12 protein-coding genes are annotated in these 13,781 nt (G+C 64.1%); 1 reads left to right on the top strand and 11 read right to left on the bottom strand.

Annotation, left to right across the window (positions count from 1 at the left end):
* Window positions 1-7: 7 nt before the first annotated feature.
* Together WG900_RS03425 and WG900_RS03420 are read right to left on the bottom strand one after the other, a co-directional pair.
* On the bottom strand, window positions 8-1,195 hold the full coding sequence (locus tag WG900_RS03425) for a hypothetical protein (protein WP_339964656.1): 1,188 nt from the start codon (window positions 1,193-1,195) through the stop codon (window positions 8-10).
* 108 nt (window positions 1,196-1,303) lie between these two features.
* Window positions 1,304-1,606: an Hpt domain-containing protein gene (locus tag WG900_RS03420; RefSeq protein ID WP_310530599.1), complete on the bottom strand. Its 303-nt coding sequence runs from the start codon at window positions 1,604-1,606 to the stop codon at window positions 1,304-1,306.
* 72 nt (window positions 1,607-1,678) lie between these two features.
* Between WG900_RS03420 and WG900_RS03415 the strand changes: the two genes are divergently transcribed.
* The gene (locus tag WG900_RS03415) at window positions 1,679-4,306 is read left to right on the top strand and encodes a coiled-coil domain-containing protein (RefSeq protein WP_339964654.1); all 2,628 of its coding nucleotides are present in this window, start codon (window positions 1,679-1,681) and stop codon (window positions 4,304-4,306) included.
* A 31-nt stretch (window positions 4,307-4,337) separates the two neighbouring features.
* Here the strand turns inward: WG900_RS03415 and WG900_RS03410 are convergent, their stop codons facing one another.
* Genes WG900_RS03410 through WG900_RS03370 form a run of 9 tightly spaced genes read right to left on the bottom strand, consistent with a single transcriptional unit; the run spans window position 4,338 to window position 13,779 of the window.
* Complete coding sequence (locus WG900_RS03410) at window positions 4,338-4,619, bottom strand: DUF1467 family protein (RefSeq protein WP_339964653.1); 282 nt, start codon at window positions 4,617-4,619, stop codon at window positions 4,338-4,340.
* Window positions 4,616-6,250, bottom strand: a complete 1,635-nt coding sequence (locus WG900_RS03405) for a ribonuclease J (RefSeq protein WP_339964652.1) — start codon at window positions 6,248-6,250, stop codon at window positions 4,616-4,618. The genes WG900_RS03410 and WG900_RS03405 overlap by 4 nt, the downstream gene beginning before the upstream one ends.
* A complete protein-coding gene (locus WG900_RS03400) occupies window positions 6,247-7,044 on the bottom strand; it encodes a type III pantothenate kinase (RefSeq protein ID WP_339964651.1) in 798 nt (265 codons plus the stop codon). Before WG900_RS03400 ends, WG900_RS03405 begins: the two co-directional genes overlap by 4 nt.
* A 12-nt stretch (window positions 7,045-7,056) precedes the next feature.
* The gene (locus tag WG900_RS03395) at window positions 7,057-7,818 is read right to left on the bottom strand and encodes a biotin--[acetyl-CoA-carboxylase] ligase (RefSeq protein WP_339964650.1); all 762 of its coding nucleotides are present in this window, start codon (window positions 7,816-7,818) and stop codon (window positions 7,057-7,059) included.
* On the bottom strand, window positions 7,773-9,242 hold the full coding sequence (gene nuoN / locus WG900_RS03390) for an NADH-quinone oxidoreductase subunit NuoN (RefSeq protein WP_339964649.1): 1,470 nt from the start codon (window positions 9,240-9,242) through the stop codon (window positions 7,773-7,775). The genes WG900_RS03395 and nuoN overlap by 46 nt, the downstream gene beginning before the upstream one ends.
* A complete protein-coding gene (locus WG900_RS03385; RefSeq protein ID WP_339964648.1) occupies window positions 9,242-10,807 on the bottom strand; it encodes an NADH-quinone oxidoreductase subunit M in 1,566 nt (521 codons plus the stop codon). Before WG900_RS03385 ends, nuoN begins: the two co-directional genes overlap by 1 nt.
* A 4-nt stretch (window positions 10,808-10,811) precedes the next feature.
* On the bottom strand, window positions 10,812-12,851 hold the full coding sequence (gene nuoL, locus WG900_RS03380; protein ID WP_339964647.1) for an NADH-quinone oxidoreductase subunit L: 2,040 nt from the start codon (window positions 12,849-12,851) through the stop codon (window positions 10,812-10,814).
* A 5-nt stretch (window positions 12,852-12,856) separates the two neighbouring features.
* Entirely contained in the window at window positions 12,857-13,162 is a 306-nt protein-coding gene (nuoK, locus tag WG900_RS03375) for an NADH-quinone oxidoreductase subunit NuoK (protein ID WP_101796208.1), read from the bottom strand.
* A complete protein-coding gene (locus WG900_RS03370; RefSeq protein WP_339964645.1) occupies window positions 13,159-13,779 on the bottom strand; it encodes an NADH-quinone oxidoreductase subunit J in 621 nt (206 codons plus the stop codon). The genes nuoK and WG900_RS03370 overlap by 4 nt, the downstream gene beginning before the upstream one ends.
* Window positions 13,780-13,781: the final 2 nt, after the last annotated feature.

Genomic DNA, 13,781 nt, shown 5'->3' with positions numbered 1-13,781 from the left:
CCCATGGTTAAACTGACGTTAGCTCACCGCGCCGCCGTGAAAGGATGATTCCGGCCACGATCAGCACGATAGACAGGCCCGGGACGGCGTAGGGCAGCAGCCCCGCCAAGCCCAAAGCCGCAAGGGCGAGGGCCAACAGCAGCCGGTCCTCGAACCAGGCGGAAAACCGCTCTGCCAGAACCTGCGACAGCAGTCGCAGCAGACCGATCAGCACAAGCGGCGCAAAGGCGCGCAGCCATGTCGGTTCGCCGGGCACCAGCGACGGGACGGCAATCAGAACGCCTACCAACACAATATCCAGCAAGGCACCGAACGGCTCGGGGCGTGATAGCATGCCGCGACCCAGCCCGAGCGAATCGGCCTGCGCCCCGGTGATGATCGTGCCGACCCGTTGCACCAGCCAGGCAGCGCCCAGCAGCGCCAGCCCGAGCGTCGGAACTTCCAGCCAGGCCGAGCCCGCCGCCATGGCCAGCAAGGTCAACCCCGCAATACCGGTCGCGCTGCCGCCGCTGCCGGCATGGAGCATCGCCGCGCCAAACCGCCGCGAGAGCCAGGCGGCCAGCCCCATTCCCAGGCTATGCCCCAGCCCGGAGGTCTGTCGGTCCATCCACCGGTCTTCAGCGGCCTGGGCCTGAGCCTCATCCTGAACGAGGAGCCAGCGCCCGTCATTGCTTACCGATTGCGGCACCATCCGCTGGCTGATTCCCGCCTGAAGCGCGATGCGCAGGAGGGCCGAGGCCGGATCAGCGTCGGGCGGCAAATCGTTCAGACGCTCCACCAGACGCCCCGGCAGCAGCATCAGCCCCGCCCCGGCATGGTTGATGTCGATCCGTTCAAACCCTTGCGGAACCGCCGCTTCCGCCGGCAAAACGAGCACGGCCGGAGCCTGCGCGATCAATTCCAGCGCATCGACCGGAGAGACGATGACCCCCTCGCCCAGCACCAGCAATTCGTCACTGGCGGTCACCAGCCCCGACAGGGCACGGCCGCCTGAAATCATGTGAAACCGCGCCCCGGCCCGTTCGGCCTCGCGCTGCAAGGCGGCGAGTTCGGGATCGAAGGCCTTGGCCAGGCAGGCAATACGTTCGCATCCGGCGGCCAGCGCGAGGGCCAGCTGATGATGGGCAAGAGTCGCCCCGCCAAGACGCAGATAGGCGCGCGGCACGTCAAACCCGGCGCTGGCCGGTTCCATCATCGTGAGCAATGCGACCCGCAGCTGTCTTCTCCTCGCAGGCAGCTCCGGTGAATAGTCGCTCGGCCCGCCCCTGCCAAGGGACAGCTTGTCTAACCGCTGCCAAGCCGATCAGGCGGAGGCGAATTCGTCGATGAAATGCTGCATGCGGCGCAGCACGCTGGGATCGCCGGGGGCGCCTTCTATGGCCTCTTCGGCCAGATCGCACAGCGGCGAGGCGTGGAAGCTTGCCGCGACGCCCTTCAGCCGCAAGGCCGCTACCTGCCAGTTCCCGTCGCAGCGCGACCGGCGCATGAGGTCGATTTGCCGCAGGACGCTGTCGGTAAACGCCGTCTTGAGCTCTGCAAAGAGCCCCGCGTCGTCGCCTGCCGCAGCTGCCAATGTGGCGTCGAGTTCACCTGCTTCATAAGCCATGCCGTGCGCTATAACGGCCTTGTGGTTAAACTGGGGTTTATCCACAGGCGGAAACCGTGATACCTTCGACCCATGACCGGGGGATCACGCATTGTCGCCATCGGGTCCGGGGCCGAACAGGCCTCCGCACCTGCCGAGCAACCAGACGAGCTTCTGCTCGATACGGCAGCTGATTATCCTGCTGAAAACCCCGGATATGCCGACTGGGAAGATGAGCCCGCCCCGCTTCCGGCACGCCGCTGGCAGGTGCCGGCGCTGGCCGGCGTTGCTGCAGTCGGCTGGACGGCGTTTTTCGGCTGGGCCAATCAGTGGGCTCTCGCCGGAACGACGGCACAGCAGGCCATTTCGCTGCTGACATCGTGGGCCGTCCCGGTCCTGCTAGTGATCGCCCTGTGGATTCTGGCGACGCGCAACAGCCGCGAGGAAGCCCTGCGGTTTGGCCAGACGGCGCGTCTGCTGTCGGACGAATCCGCCGTGCTGGAAGCGCGGCTGACCGTGATCAACCGCGAACTCAGCCTCGCGCGCGAATTCCTCGCCTCGCAGTCGCGCGATCTTGATTCGCTGGGCCGGGTTGCCACCGAAAAGCTGTCCATTCACGCCGAGCGGCTTGAGGCGCTGATCATCGGAAACGGCGAACGGATCGATACCATTGCCTCGGTCAGCAGCAATGCGCTCGACAATATGGAGAAGCTGCGCGGGCAATTGCCGGTTATCGCCAGTTCGGCGAAGGACACAGCCAATAATATCGCCAACGCGGGCCGCACCGCGCAAGGGCAGCTTGGCGAAATGATTACGGCTTTCGAGCGACTCAACGAGTTCGGACAGGCCGGCGAGCGCCATGTCGAATGGATGAAGACCAAGGTCGATTCGACGCTGGAACAAGCCGAAGCCAGGATTGAATCGTTGCAGGAGGCAACGCAGGTCCGCTTTGCTGCGATCGAGGACAAGGGCCGCGAACTTCGCGATGCGCTTGATCTGCATGAAGTTGATGCGCTGGCGGCCATTCGCAGCCGTTCCGGGGCATTGATGGAAGAACTTGAAAGCCTGCGCTCCGCACTGGAAGGGCAGGAAACGCAAAGCCTGGCCTCCCTTCGCGCGCGATTGGGCGCCCTGCGTGACGAGGCCGGGCAGCTCGCTAAATCGATGCGTGACAGCGAAGCCACGGCCATGCAGTCAGTCTCCGCTTCGCGCGAGCGGCTGGAAGCTTCGGTCCGCGAAACCCTCGAACGGCTCGACGCGCTTGACCAGCGCGCCTTGCAGGCCTCGCGCGAACGCATTGCCGCACTCTCCGAAGAAGCGCTCGAACTCGACACGCGCATCGCCGAGCGCAATCGCCTGTTCGACGAGGAAAGCCAGAAACGCGCCGAAGAAGCCGCCGAACGCGAAAGCGCGGCCATTGCCGCCTTGCGCGAACAGATTGCCGAAATGGACGGCCTGCTGGCCGAGCGCCTGTCAGCCCAGCAGCAGCGCAGCAAGGAAATGGCTGCCCTCGCCCAGAAAATCTCCGGAGACCTCACGGACGCCGGTAACCGAATCGACGCCCTCGCGGCCCGCGCCGGTGAGAGCGAAGCGAACCTTGCGGCGCAGGTTCAGGTCCTGAGCGGTCACCTTGCCAACAGCGAACAGGCAATGTCGGCGATGGGCGGATCGGTCGCCCGGTTGACTGATGACAGCGTTCGCCTGCTGGAATTGCTTCAGGCCAGCAACAAGCAGACCAGCGAGGATCTGCCCACGGCCATCGCCAGCGGGGCGCAGCGCCTTTCGGAGATCGAAACGCGCATCCACGAACTGGAAGAGAGCATTTCGCGCGCTGCCGGCCGCGCCGAGGACATGTCGGCGCAGGTTGCCGATACCCGCACGGCCATCGGCCAGTCGCTTGGCGAAATCGGCACGCTGCACGATGGGCTGGAGGCCAGCGCCGCCAGTCACGCAGCGGCGCTTGTCCAGTTGCGCGGCGCGGTCGAGGCACTTGATGCCGACAGCACCCGTCTTGCCACCTTAAGCCGCGATGAAATGGCCGGCGCTCTGGCCAAACTGGGCGAAGCGACCCGCGACGCCGCAGCCGCCCTGGAGGAAGCGGGCAAGCGCTCGATCAGCACAATGGCAGACCGTCTGGCGAGCGAGGGCACCCGCGCCTTTGACGAAGCCTTGCAACGCCGCATGGCGGAAGCCATCGGCGAACTTGATACCGCAGCCGCCCGCGCTTCCGACGCAAGCCAGGAATCGGCCCGCCGCTTGCGCGACCAGCTCGCCCGGATCAGCGAACTGGCCGAAAACCTCGAACGCCGCGTGGCGCAGGCCCGCGAACGCGCCGAGGAGCAAGTCGACAACGACTTCGCGCGCCGCGTTGCCCTGATCACCGAGAGCCTCAATTCGAACGCCATCGACATTGCCAAGGCCATGTCGAGCGAAGTCACTGACGTTGCCTGGGCCAGCTACCTGCGCGGCGATCGCGGCGTGTTCACCCGCCGCGCCGTGCGCCTGCTCGATACCGCCGAGGCGCGTTCAGTGGCGCAGATCTATCGCAATGATGACGAGTTCCGCGAACACGTCTCGCGCTATATCCATGACTTCGAGGCGATGCTGCGCCAGCTGCTCGCCACGCGCGACGGCCATGCGCTCAGCGTGACGCTGCTGTCTTCGGATATGGGCAAGCTTTACGTGGCGCTGGCTCAGGCGATCGAGCGCCTGCGCGACTGATCCGCGCGCCGCGGATCAGCGAGGCGGTCGTTTAGCGAGGTGGGGGCCGGAAGCGCTGGACAATGTCCAGATCGTCAACCGTGACCCAGCCAAACGTATAATTGAGGTAGAACAGGGCGAAGAGGATGAGCGACAAAATGGTTGCCCGCTTCGCAATCCGCCTTGGCGAGAAATTGACCGGCGCGGAATGCGCGTGGCCCACTTCCGGCTGCGAGCCCTCATCCGCGTGAGTCCGGACGCCGAACGGCAGGACCACGAAAGCGCTCATCACCCAGAACAGGCAATAGATTGCCAGGATCGAGGTGATCTTCATCCCTCGACCACCATGACCTGCACTTGCGGCTTCTTCCCGCTCCAGCGCTGGGCGGCGCGGCGCGCGGCGAGGCGCGCGGCTTCGGTGACTTCGTCGCGGTCGCGGGCTTTCGCGCCCTTGAGCTTGGCGAGCGCGGTGAGGATGTCCTGCTCGGCTTCGTGCCGGAAATCCTCGTAATCTTCCTCGAGCGGCAGACCGAGACCGGCAACTTGCGCGCGCTTGCCGGGGCCGACGACGACCATCAGCACGCCATTGTGCGCGAGCCGGCGGCGCATGACCATCGCGGGACCATCGGCCGGCGTAATGATGTCGCCATCGAGAATCAGTCGCCCGGCACGGACGACGCCGAACTTGCCCGGCTTGCCGGGCGCTAGCCTGACAAGATCACCGTTCTTCTGGAACACCTGCGAAGGAATGCCGCACTTCGCGCCAAGCTTCGCCTGTTCGAGCATGTGGCGCAGCTCGCCGTGGACCGGCACGAGGATTTCGGGACGGAGCCAGGAGTAGAGTGCTTCCAGCTCGGGCCGGCCGGGGTGTCCGGAGACGTGGATATAGGACTGGCGGTCGGTAACGATGGACACGCCCTGCTCGGCCAGCCGGTTCTGGATGCGGCCGATGGCAATCTCGTTGCCCGGAATCTGACGGCTGGAGAACAGCACGACGTCGCCCGCAGAAAGGGCAATGTCGTGGTTGCCTTCGGAAATGCGGCCCAGCGCGGCGCGAGCTTCACCCTGCCCGCCGGTGGCAAGGAACATGACCTCGCCGCGCGGCAGGCGCATGGCCGACTGCGGATCGATTATGTCCGGCAGGTCCTTGAGGTAGCCACTCGCCTGCGCGACCTGGATAATCCGGTCGAGCGAGCGCCCGGCCACGCAGAGCTGACGCCCCGACGCCACGGCGACTTCAGCCAGCGTCTGGAGGCGCGCTACGTTGGAGGCAAAGGTCGTGACCAGCACGCGCCGACCCTTGTGCTTCGCGACTTCCTCAAGCAGCCCGCGCCGGACTTCGCCCTCGGAGCCTGACGCCTCGGGATTGAATACGTTGGTCGAATCGCAGACCATCGCCAGCACGCCTTCATCACCGATGGCGCGAAGTTCGGCCTCGGTGGCAGGCGTGCCGACCAGCGGCTCGTCATCGAGCTTCCAATCGCCGGTGTGGAATATCCGGCCGAACGGCGTCTCGATGACCAGCGCATTGCCCTCGGCAATCGAGTGCGCCAGGGGCACGTAGCGGATGCTGAAATCGCCGATCTGGAAGCTGTCGAAATGGTCGATGACGCGCAGTTCGACCTTGCCGACCAGCCCGGCCTCTTCCAGCTTCGAGTGGACGAGCCGCGCGGTGAACGGCGTGGCATAGAGCGGCACGCCCAGCTCTTCCGCGAAATAGGGGACCGCGCCGATGTGGTCTTCGTGGGCATGGGTCAGCACGATGCCGAGCAGGTCCTTGCGCCGGTCCTCGATAAATTCGAGGTCGGCAAAGACCAGTTCGGTGCCGGGATATTCGGACGCGCCGAATGTCATGCCGAGGTCGACCATCAGCCACTTGCCACGGCAGCCGTAGAGATTGACGTTCATGCCAATCTCGCCCGAGCCGCCAAGGGCGCAGAATATCAGTTCATCTTGCGGTTTCACGAGGCGGCCTTAGCCCTCTGTGCGAGGATAGCCAGCCCTTCCAGCATCAGATCCGGATCCACCGCGTCAAAGATGTCGGTATGTTCGTCAAACAACACGGCGAGGCCGCCCGTGGCGACCACCTTGGCCGGCCGGCCGATCTCTGCCCGCATCCGGGCGATCAGGCCTTCCATCATCGCGACATAGCCCCAGAACACACCGATCAGCATCTGGTCTTCGGTGTTGGTGCCGATCACGCTGTCGCTATCGGGCGCGCGGATGGCGATACGCGGCAGCAGCGCCGTGTTGCCGACCAGCGCGTCGAGCGACAGGTTGATCCCCGGCGCGATGATGCCGCCCTTGTAGGCGCCGTTGAAGTCAATCACGTCGAAGGTCGTCGCCGTGCCAAAATCGACGAGGATCAGGTCGCCGGCGTGCTTGGCATGGGCGGCGACGGCATTGACCGCCCGGTCCGCGCCAAGCGAACCGGGCTGGTCGACATCCATATCGAAGCCGTAAGCGGCGGCTCCTTGTCCGGCGATGATGGGCTCCAGGTCAAAGTAGTGGCGGGCCAGCACCTCGATATTGTGGAGCGCGCGGGGCACCACGGTCGAAACGATGATCTGGTCAATCGCCTCGCGCCCGATGCCGCGAATTTGCAGCAGCTGCATCAGCCAGACGGCATATTCGTCACCCGTGCGGCGCGGATCGGTGGCGATCCGCCAGCGCGCTTTGATGCGATTTCCGCCCTGCCCGTCATCGTCGATCACGGCGAAGACGACGTTGGTATTCCCGACATCGATGGCGAGCAGCATGGCTGGTGTTCCTCAATCGTCCGCGCCCAAGCGGACTTCGCCGGCGTGGATCGTGCGTTTCGTGCCGTCTGGCAGGGCAAGGATCAAGGCCCCTTCCTCGTCCATTCCGGCAAAAGTGCCTTCCAGCGGCGCATCACCGAGCTCCCCGACGCAAAGGCGCGTTCCAAGCGGGTGTGCCGCCGCGCACCAGCGGCGCACGATCGGAGCCAGACCATAGGTCCGCCAGCGATCGAGATCGAGCGCGAAGGCCGAGGCAAGTTGCTGGGCGAAATGATCGCGGTCCGGTGCGGGGCCGAATGCGGTGAGCGCGATAGTGGCGCGGTCAGCAAAATCGGGTGCCGAGGCGAGGTTCACGCCAATGCCGATCACGACGGCATCGCCCTTACGCTCAAGTAAGATACCGGAAAGCTTCGCGGTACCAATAAGGATGTCGTTCGGCCACTTGAGCAGCGCCAACTGCGGCGGCGGAACCAGCGCGCTGACGACATCGTGGACCGCCAGTCCCGCGACCAGCGCAAGGCTGGCCAGTGGGGGATCACCCTCCCGGGCGTGAACCACGGTCGATCCCATGAAGTTGCCGATGCCATCAAACCATTCACGGCCGCGGCGCCCTCGCCCTTCCGACTGACGATCTGCGACCAGCCAATCGCATTCAGCGATATTTTCCGAGGCGGTGAGCCGCGCCATCAGCGCAGCATTGGTCGACCCGACGAGGGAAATCCGCTCGATCAAACGCCCATCGGCAGCAGCGAGGCTATCGCCGCGCCCGACCATTCAGCCAGCGCCTTGGATGCCAGATAGCCCAGCGGCGAGATCGCCAGCGCACAGACCGCGAGAATTGCCTGGTGGATCCAGTCGCTCTTGCCGGTGGCCTTCATCGCCGGTTCGTCAAAATACATGATCTTGACGACCTTGATGTAATAGAAGGCACCGATCACGCTGGCGGCGATACCTACGGCAGCGAGCGAGAAGAACCCGGCCTGAACCGCCGCCTGGAAGACCACGAACTTGCCCCAGAAGCCGAACAGCGGCGGGATGCCGGCAAGGCTGAACATGACCATCATCAGGCAGGCGGCGAGCACCTTGCGGTGGCGCGAAAGCCCGGCGATGTCGCGGATATCATCAACCGGGTTGCCCTTCTCATCCTTGAGCATGAGCACGGTGATGAAACCGCCCACAGTCATCGGCACGTAAATCGCGAGGTAAACCAGCATGGCCGAAGCGCCCTGCGCGGTACCGGCGGCAAGGCCGATCAGCATGAAGCCGACGTTGTTGATCGAGGAATAGGCCAGCAGGCGCTTGATGCTCGTCTGGCCGATAGCACCAACCGCGCCCCAGATGATCGAGGTCAGCGCGGCAAAGATCACGATCGGGCGCCAAGCCTCAATCTGGGTGCCGAATGCCTGCAGCGCGACGATCATCGTCAGCACCATGGCGGCGACCTTGGGGGCCGAAGCGAAGAAAGCTGTGACGGGTGTCGGCGCGCCCTCGTAAACGTCCGGGGTCCACATGTGGAACGGCGCCGCGCTGATCTTGAATGCAAGACCGACGAGAACGAAGACAAGGCCAAACACGGCGCCGGTGGGCATCGTGCCGGTCAGCGCCTGCCCGACAGCGACGAAATCGATCGCGCCGGTAAAGCCATAAACCAGGCTGATGCCGAACAGCAGCATGCCGCTCGCCAGCGAGCCGAGCACGAAGTATTTCAGGCCGGCTTCGGCCGAACGGTCATCGTTCTTGAGAAACGCAGCGAGCACGTAGGATGCGAGCGAGTTGAGTTCAAGACCGATGTAAAGCGTCATGAAATTGGTGGCCGAAACCATCAGACCCATGCCGAGCACGGCGAGCACGACCAGCACCGGATATTCCGCACGGTAAGCGGCGTAGCGGCTGAAATACTGCGGTGCGACCAGCAGCGTGGCGACGGCGGCAAAGGCGATCAGCACCTTTGCGAAGGCCGCAAGCGCATTGGCGGCAAAGAGGCCGGAAAAGGCCAGTGTGCCCGGTCCGGAGGCCCCGGCGCAGAGGTCGATGGCGGAAATTCCGCCGGCTACGGCAATCGCGCCAGCAGCGAGCCAAGTGACGAGCCGCGCGGCACCTTTACCGCGCATCCACGCCGACATGATCAGCAAGACGAGCGATGCAATCGTCAGCAGCTCTTCAGGTGCCGCGAGGCGGAACGAATGGGACCAGTCCATCAGTGCGCTCCCCCATGCGCTTCAGGCGCCTGCGCTTCGGATTTGTGCTCACCGTGACCGGCAGCAGGCTTGGCCGCGGGCGCGCCCACCTTGAGCTGAGCGTCGCCTTGCGGCTTGGCACGGGCTACGCGGGCGTCGAGCATGGCGATATCGTTGCGCATCGGTGCAAGGAAACTTTCCGGGTAAACGCCCATCCACAGGACGGGCAGCGCCAGCGCGACGACCATGGCCAGCTCGCGCTTGTCGAGATCGGGCATGGCGGCGGCATCGGCGTTCTTCTGTTCGCCAAAAGCCACACGGCGGTAAAGGTAGAGCATGTAGGCTGCGCCGAGGATGATCCCGGTGCCGCAGACGAAGGCCACCCAGCTCGACACCTGATAGATGCCGGTAAGGCTGAGGAATTCGCCGACGAAACCGGCGGTTCCAGGCAGGCCGACCGCCGCCATCGTGAACAGCATGAAGAACAGCGCATACTTGGGCATGTTGATCGACAGGCCGCCGTAACGGTCAATCTCGCGCGTGTGCAGCCGGTCGTAAATGATGCCGACGCAAAGGAACAAGGCACCTGCAACCAGACCGTGGCTGAGCATAACGATCATCGCACCTTCCAGCCCCTGCTGGTTGAACGCGAACAGGCCGATGGTGACGATGCCCATGTGGGCGACCGATGAATAGGCGATCAGCTTCTTCATGTCGTTCTGGACCAGCGCGATCAGTGAAGTGACGACCACCGCGACCATCGACAGGCCGAAGATCAGCGGCGCGAACTGGGCGCTCGCTTCGGGGAACATCGGCAGCGAGAAGCGGATGAAACCGTAGCCGCCCATCTTCAGCAGGACGCCGGCAAGAATGATCGAGCCTGCCGTCGGTGCCTGAACGTGCGCGTCGGGCAGCCAGGTGTGGACCGGCCACATCGGCATCTTCACCGCGAAGCTGGCGAAGAAGGCGAGCCACAGCCAGGTCTGGGCTTCGGGCGCGAAATTGTATTCCATCAGCGTCGGGATGTCGGTGGTCCCCGCCTCGTTCACCATCCACATCATCGCGATCAGCATCAGCACCGATCCGAGCAGCGTGTAGAGGAAAAACTTGTAGCTGGCGTAGATGCGGTCCGCCCCGCCCCAGATGCCGATGATCAGGTACATCGGGATCAGGCCGGCTTCGAACATGATGTAGAACAGGAACAGGTCCTGCGCCGCGAACACGCCGATCATCAGCGTTTCCATCAGCAGGAACGCGGCCATGTATTCGCCGACGCGCTTGTCAACCGAATGGCTGGCGAGCACGCAGATTGGCATCAGGAACACCGACAGCTCGATCAGCAGCAGCGCGATGCCATCGATGCCCAGTTTCCACGAGAAGCCAGCGAACAGCGCGACATTTTCCTGGAACTGCCAGCGGTCACCGCCGACCTGGTACTGGCTCCAAAGCCAGACACCGAGGGCAAGGTTGAACAGCGTGGTCGCCAGCGCAATCTGGCGCGCGGCCTTCGCGCCGCTGAACAGGCAGGCAACGGAACCGGCAAGCGGCACCAGCAGCATCAGCGAGAGGATGGGAAATTGGTTCATCGTCTTATCCCACCATCACCCAGCTGATTGCCGCGACAAGGCCGAGCAGCATGATCAGCGCATAGGAGTAGAGGTACCCGGTCTGCACCTTCTGCGCGACGCCGGCGGTGCGAGCGACCAGCCATGCGGCGCCGTTCGGGCCGAAGCGATCGATCAGGCCGACATCGCCCTGCTTCCAGAACACCTTGCCCAGCCAGAAGGCGGGACGGACGAACAAGAAATTGTACAGCTCGTCGAAGTACCACTTGTTGAACACGAACTTGTGCACGACCGAGAACTGCTCGACGAATGCCGCCGGTGCCTTCGGATTGCGCAGGTAGTTGTTGTAGGCGATCAGCAGGCCGGTGAGCATCACCGCGAACGGCGCCCATTTCACCCAGGTCGGCACTTCGTGCATCGCGTGGATGGTGTGCTCGGTGAAGGCGACGGCGCCCTGCCAGAAGTGGCCGGTACCTTCGCTGATGAACGAGTGGTGGAAGACGAAGCCGGCAAACACCGCGCCAAGCGCCAGCACGCCGAGCGGTACAAGCATCGGCAGCGGGCTTTCGTGCGGGTGATAGCCGGCCGTGCCGTCTGCGTGCGCATCATGGTGCCCCTGATCGTCATGCGCGTGGGCATGATCGTCATGGCCGTGCGCATCGTGGACCGCGTGCTGGATATGCTCAGACTGGTCCCAGCGCGGCTTTCCGTGGAAGGTCAGGAAGATCAGGCGCCACGAATAGAAGCTGGTGAGCAGCGCGGCGGTGATGCCGGCCCAGAAGCCGAACATGCCGGCGCTCGTGCCGCTGGCATAGGCCGCCTCGAGGATCGAATCCTTTGAATAGAAGCCGGCGAAACCGAACACGTCGACAATACCGACGCCGGTGATTGCCAGCGTGCCCGCCATCATCGCCCAATAGGTCAGCGGGATCTGCTTACGCAGGCCGCCGTAATAGCGCATGTCCTGTTCGTGATGCATCGCATGGATCACCGAGCCTGCGCCCAAGAACAGCAGCGCCTTGAAGAAGGCGTGGGTGAACAGGTGGAACATCGCCGCACCCGGCGCGCCGACGCCGGCGGCAACGAACATGTAGCCGAGCTGCGAGCACGTCGAATAGGCGATGACGCGCTTGATGTCCCACTGGCAAGTGCCGATAGTGGCGGCGAAGAAGCAGGTTGCGGCGCCCACATAGGTCACCACGGTCATGGCGGTTTCGCTGGTCGCGAACATAGGCGAAAGGCGGCAGACCATGAAGACGCCGGCGGTGACCATGGTCGCCGCGTGGATCAGCGCGGAGACCGGGGTCGGGCCTTCCATCGCGTCAGGCAGCCAGGTGTGCAGGCCCAGCTGAGCCGACTTGCCCATCGCGCCGATGAACAGCAGGATGCAAAGGATCGTCATCACGTCCCAGCGGCTGCCGAGGAAGCCGATGGTCGATCCGGCCATGACCGGCGCGGCTTCGAGGATCTCGGGAATCGAGACCGTGCCAAACACCAGATAGGTGCCGAAGATGCCGAGCATGAAGCCAAGGTCGCCCACGCGGTTGACCACGAAGGCCTTGATCGCGGCGGCGCTGGCCGATGGCTTGCGGAACCAGAAGCCGATCAGGAGGTAGGACGCGAGGCCCACGCCTTCCCAGCCGAAGAACATCTGGACCAGGTTGTCGGCCGTCACCAGCATGAGCATGGCGAAGGTGAATAGGCTGAGATAGGCAAAGAACCGCGGCTGGTCCGGGTCCTCGTCCATATAACCCCACGAATAGAGGTGGACGAGCGCCGACACCGTGGTGATCACCACCAGCATGACTGCGGTCAACGTATCAACGCGCAGTGCCCAGTCGACAGTCAGCGTGCCCGACTGCATCCACAGCAGCACCGGCGTGACGCTTTCATGCGCCGTGCCCGAGACGAAAGACAGGAACACCGGCCAAGACAGCGCGCACGAAATGAACAGCGCGCCGGTCGTGATCGACTTGGCGACAGTGTTGCCGAGCATCCGGTTGCCCAGCCCCGCCACGATCGCGGCGAGCATGGGCAGGAAGACGATTGCGAGGATCGAATTCACCGGGATCACCCCTTCATCCGGTTGACGTCGTCAACGGCGATGGTGCCGCGGCGGCGGAAGTAGATCACGAGGATCGCAAGGCCCACGGCGGCTTCACCGGCAGCCACGGTCAGCACGAACATCGCGAAGATCTGCCCCGTAAGGTCGCCGAGGAAACTGCTGAAGGCGACCAGGTTGAGGTTCACCGCCAGCAGGATGAGCTCGATCGCCATCAGGATGACGATCACGTTCTTGCGGTTGAGGAAAATCCCCAGCACGCCCAGCGTGAACAGAATCGCGCTTACCGCGACGTAGTGTTCGATGCCGATCACAGCGAGACCCCCCCGCCCACTTCGGGCTTCACGTTGACCGTCGCGTCCTGCGGACGGCGGGCAACCTGTTTCGAGATGTTCTGCCCGCGCACGTCGGTGCGCTTGCGGTGAGTCAGCACGATCGCGCCGACCATGGCGACCAGCAGGATCATGCCGGCAGCTTCGAACAGGAACAGGTACTTGCTGTAAAGCAGCGCCCCGATTGCCTCGGTATTGCTGGCGCCGAGCGGCGTCGCGCCCTCACCCGATGGCTTGCCGAGTTGCAGCCCGCCAATGCGATAGGCGCCCACACCGATCACCAGTTCAGCGACGAGGATCACCGCGAGCACCAGACCCAGCGGGAAGTTCTTGATGAAACCGGCGCGCAATTCGGCAAAGTCGATGTCAAGCATCATGACCACGAACAGGAACAGCACTGCGACCGCGCCGACGTAGACGATCACCAGGAGCATGGCTATGAATTCGGCGCCAACGAGCACCATCAGGGCCGCCGCGTTGAAGAAGGCGAGGATCAGCCAGAGCACCGAGTGCACGGGATTGCGCGCCAGAATCGTCACCGCGCCCGACACACAGGTCAGGATGGCGAAAAGATAAAAGGCGAAGAGCTGGATCGTCATTG

The sequence above is a fragment of the Novosphingobium aquae genome, assembly GCF_037572715.1.
GTDB classification, from domain to species: Bacteria; Pseudomonadota; Alphaproteobacteria; order Sphingomonadales; family Sphingomonadaceae; genus Novosphingobium; species Novosphingobium aquae.
Note: the sequence above shows the minus strand (reverse complement) of the source record. Positions and strands in the feature narration are given on the sequence as shown.